We start from the raw sequence: 4,430 nt of genomic DNA on the forward strand, positions 1-4,430 counted from the left end.
AGGCATGTGCTTTTGTTAAAAGCGTCATAGGGCAGTGGCTGTTTTGAGTGGACTTGTTAGAGGTTTCATGAAGTTCTTTTAAAGAGTGCTTCATGAATAATGCAAAGCGGGGGCAATCTGTATTGTTTTCTGTATTTTTACGCCAAAGTTCTCTTTTGAGAATTTTTCGTGCCACTGTTGTTTTCTTTGGCTTGTTTACAGGTGTAAATGTTTATGCGCGCTCCTCAGCTATTTTTCATTCCCCAACAGATAATTTTTCTCGCCAACAATCTGAGAAGCAGCAATTAGAAAGAATTGAGAAATTACGGTCTTTAACGCCTAAAAGGATCAAGACGCCTTCAGAGCAAAATCCAGAAACGCTTTTGGGTGGGAAGCAATGTTTTCCCATTCATGCTCTTGTTGTTGAGGGAGTGCACCATGTCAAAAAGCGCTCTATATCAGCCGTAACAGAGCCTTATGTTGGAAGATGTATTGGGCTTTTTGATATTCAGCTCTTAATCAAGAAGTTAACCAAAGTTTATTTGGATCAAGGCTATGTAACGGCGCGTTTTTACATTCCTGATCAAGATATCAAAAACAGCAAGACGCTCAAATTTATTGTCGTTGAGGGCAAGCTTTCAGAGATTTACTATAATGGTTCACCGGCATCTCGTTATAACAATGTTGTGTGGAGTGCTTTTCCTGGGCTTCAAGGTCATGTTCTGAACATGCGCGATATTGAACAGGGGCTTGATCAGATCAACCGTTTGAGTTCAGCGCACGCTCAAAGCGAACTTCTTCCAGGGCGTGAAGAAGGGAGCACCATTGTCAATATTAACAATCATCCCGATAAAACTTTCAAGGTTACTGTTTCTCATGACAATATGGGACAATCTTCCACGGGTTATGCGCGTTATAGTGCGGGCTTGAGGGTAGAAAATATTTTAGGGATGAATGATGCGTGGGATTTTAACTATCAGCGCAGTCAGACAGATTATTGGGGTGGGAGCAAGCAAGAAGGACATAGCAATAACATTTCAGCGAGTGTGAGTATTCCGTACGGTTATTGGACCTTTGGATTGAATGGCACTGTTTATAATTACCAAAGCATTATCCCTGGCAATTTTACCGATATTGAGACGACGGGGGATTCCAGTGAGTTGCACGCCAGTACAAGCAGGGTTCTTTACCGTGATAGTGTTTCCCTTACAACCTTGAATTTAGGTCTTTCTTATAAAAGAACCAACAATTACCTTCTTGGCAATAAGATTGAAGTGGGTAGCCGTCAATATAGTGTCGCCAATTTTGGGATTTCGCATTCGCGCCAGATGCTGGGTGGGACATGGACCTTTGATGTGAGTTATTTGCAAGGTCTTCCCTTGTTTCATTCTGTCAAGAAGCACGATCCAGGAGCAGGGGATGCGGAGCCACAATTTGCCAAATTTACTGGTACGCTTAGTATCATGACGCCTTTTAAGGTAGGGGGCTTGGACTTTATACTGAGCAATCTTTTGAGTGGTCAATATTCACCGCATAATTTATTGGGTGCTGAACAGATTTCGTTGGGGGGCGCTTCCAATGTTCGTGGCACGCGTGAGAGTTTGCTTTTTGGCAATAACGGTTTTTTTAGCCGGAATGATTTGTTGTTGCGCACCATTCCGTGGAGCAATCACGCGACCTTTAAAAAAGTTTTTGGTGAACTTCGCCCTTATGTTGGTTTGGATTATGGGCGTGTGTTTTCGCAAGCTTTGTATGGGATTAAGAGTGACCAGCTTGCCGGTTGGACAGCAGGTGTCAAGCTTGCGGGAGGCATGGTCTCTCTTGATGCCAGTTATTCCAGTATTTTTTGGAGCACAGTTAAGCACAAAAAATCAGGAACATTTTTTATGACATTAACAATGGAACTTTAAGCATTTTTTATTGGGGAGTTAAAGTATGAGATATGAGAAGAGAGCAGAAAGAGCAGCTTTATTAGGTGTTTTGGTCTCCAGTACGATGCTCAAAAAGGTTTTATTTGGGGGACTTGGTTTTTCTTGTTTGTTAGCCCCTTCAGTGTTACAGGCACAAATTACTGTGGATCCTAACGCGAATGCTGCCCATCGCCCAGATATAGTAGCAGCGCCCAATGGGGTTCCCTCGATTGATATTGTTACCCCCAATGGCAAGGGCTTATCACACAATAAATATAACGATTTTAATATTGGAAATCCAGGTGTGATTTGGAACAATCATGCGCAAGAAGTGGGGCAATCGCAGTTGGGGGGCATTATGCCGGGCAATCCGCATTTGCGCCTCACGGGTTCAGCGAAAGTGATTTTAAATGAAGTGACCAGCAGCAAGCGCAGTGCGCTTCATGGTCCAGGAGAGGTTTTTGGGAGCCCAGCCGATGTGATTATAGCCAATCCCAATGGGATAAGTTGTGATGGTTGTGGCTTTATCAATACACCCCATGCGACCTTAACTACAGGTGTACCCGAAATTGATGCGAGCGGTTTTTTGAAAGGCTTTGAGGTGCGAGGTGGGGATATTACTTTTGGCGCCAAGGGAGCCAATTTTTTCTCAGGCCAAGGGGCTGTTGATATTGTCGATATTGTCTCACGCACGGTGCATTTTGAAGGAGCTGTTGCGGGCAAGGAAATTGGAGTGACAGCAGGGACGGGTCACTTTGATTATGCTTCTCGTGAGATGAAAGAACTGACTGATATTACCGGTAAACCGGAATATGCGATAGATGGCTCTGCTTTGGGGGCTCTACAGGCGGATCAGATTAAACTTGTGGCAACAGAAAAAGGTGTTGGGGTTCGCATGCGCCATGATATGGCAGCCAATGCGGGGCAGTTGCATCTTTCTGCTGACGGGAAAATCTCGTTGAAGAATGTTTTTGGTCATGGGGGTGTTGTTCTCAAATCGAAAAGCCAGAGCGTATTGGCAAAGCACATCACCTCGAAAAAGCATATTGATATTGCCGCCCATAAGGATGTGACGTTAGAAACGGTTGGCGCTGATGGTCATTTGAAGATAGAGGCGCAGGATGGGCTTTTATCGATTGCCGGTAAGGCAACCTCTGGGGGCAATATGGAGCTTTCTTCGCGCCAGACACTTCAAGTTTCAGGGCTAGGGTCAGGCGCTGATATGGCTCTTGAATCGGGCGGAGACTTGAAGCTTGAGGGGATTGTTTTAGCGCAAGGGAACCTCAAGGCGCATGCCGGTGGTGATATACAGGCGCAGCTTTTAGCCGGTGGGGTTGATATGGCGGCAACGGGTGCTGCTGGTGTTGTTGTTCTTGGCACCCAAGGGGATGTTGATCTCCAGAGCAGTCAAGGTGCGATTGTCGCTGAAAGTGTTTATGGAGCAGGAGATATCACCCTGGTTTCTCATAACGGGCTATCTGTTTCCCAAACAATTCTGTCGCATCAAAATGTTGCCATTCAAGCACAACCAGCAACAAATGCTCCCGTTCATTTTAGACAACTTTTAGTCTATGGTAAGGCAAATATTGAGGGTGGGGCGGTTGACTTTTCTTCGCTGATGACGGGTGAAGAAGCTGTTTTAAAGGTAGGCAGCCTTGATGCTGGCACACTGATGACAGGTGTCGTTTCTACCGGCGGTTCAGGGGATCTTATTTTAGATAAAAACGGCTTTCTTTTGATTACAGCAAAAGAAGGGGTGAAGGTTGGTCAGATTGCCAGTGGTGGCAATATTGAAATTTTTGCAGGCAACGACATCTATTATGATCAGGTCATGGGCTATGGCAGCGCAACATTGACATCGGTATCTGGAGAGATCAGTGTTGAGAATGTGCTGTCTGCTGAGGGGGATGTGAGATTGACGGCAACAACTCTCGATTTAAGCAATAATCGTTCTCATATTTACACGCCGCAAACGCTGTATTTAATTGCAGATCATATTGATGTCTCAGAGAGCGAATTGGCTTATGGCGGTTTAGACTTTCAAAGCACCAATGCCCTTGAGATTCACCATGCGCGGCTACAAGCCGTGACAGATCAGGGAGGGACTGGAGATATTCTTTTTGTTGCTCCAAGCGTTATGGTTGATGAGACAACGTCGGTTTTAGCAGCCAGAGATTTCGTGATCAAGACGGGGGAGCTTGGAAATAGCGGTCAATTGGCATCGGGGCAGGATTTAGTCTTTAGCGTGACGGGGGATGTGACCAACAACAAAACGGGCTTAATTTATGTGAAGGGCAATGGTGCTTTACAAGTTGATGGTGCTTTGCTCAATGATTTTGGCACCATAATGACAGAAGGTGATTTATCTTTCACCAATGCAGCTGGCAGCGGAAAAAGCCTTTCGCTTGTGAACAAAGCAGGCTTTATTCAAGCTGGTGGAAACTTAAATATCCAAACCAACACTCTAAAAAACAAAGCCGATAGCACACCTGTCATCACGGAAAAAACGGAATATAGCGATATTTCATTCGAAAAACCAGA

Annotated in this window: 2 protein-coding genes; both read left to right on the forward strand. The window is 45.0% G+C overall.

Annotation, left to right across the window (positions count from 1 at the left end; all coding sequences use genetic code 11):
- The first annotated feature begins 92 nt into the window (after positions 1-92).
- Positions 93-1,889 carry a ShlB/FhaC/HecB family hemolysin secretion/activation protein gene (locus ACFIKN_RS08115; protein WP_375658213.1) on the forward strand — a complete coding sequence of 599 codons (1,797 nt, stop codon included), beginning with the start codon at positions 93-95 and terminating at the stop codon, positions 1,887-1,889.
- A 25-nt stretch (positions 1,890-1,914) separates the two neighbouring features.
- Positions 1,915-4,430 (forward strand): filamentous hemagglutinin N-terminal domain-containing protein (locus ACFIKN_RS08120; RefSeq protein WP_375658214.1); only part of this gene is annotated, 2,516 nt, incomplete at its 3' end.

It is taken from the genome of Bartonella sp. CL436QHHD (assembly GCF_042195105.1).
Classification (GTDB): Bacteria; Pseudomonadota; Alphaproteobacteria; order Rhizobiales; family Rhizobiaceae; genus Bartonella.

Excerpts from the sequence above, each read along its gene's own strand:
- ACFIKN_RS08115 (WP_375658213.1), top strand. The coding sequence starts at position 93 with ATGAATAATGCAAAGCGGGGGCAATCTGTATTGTTTTCTGTATTTTTA.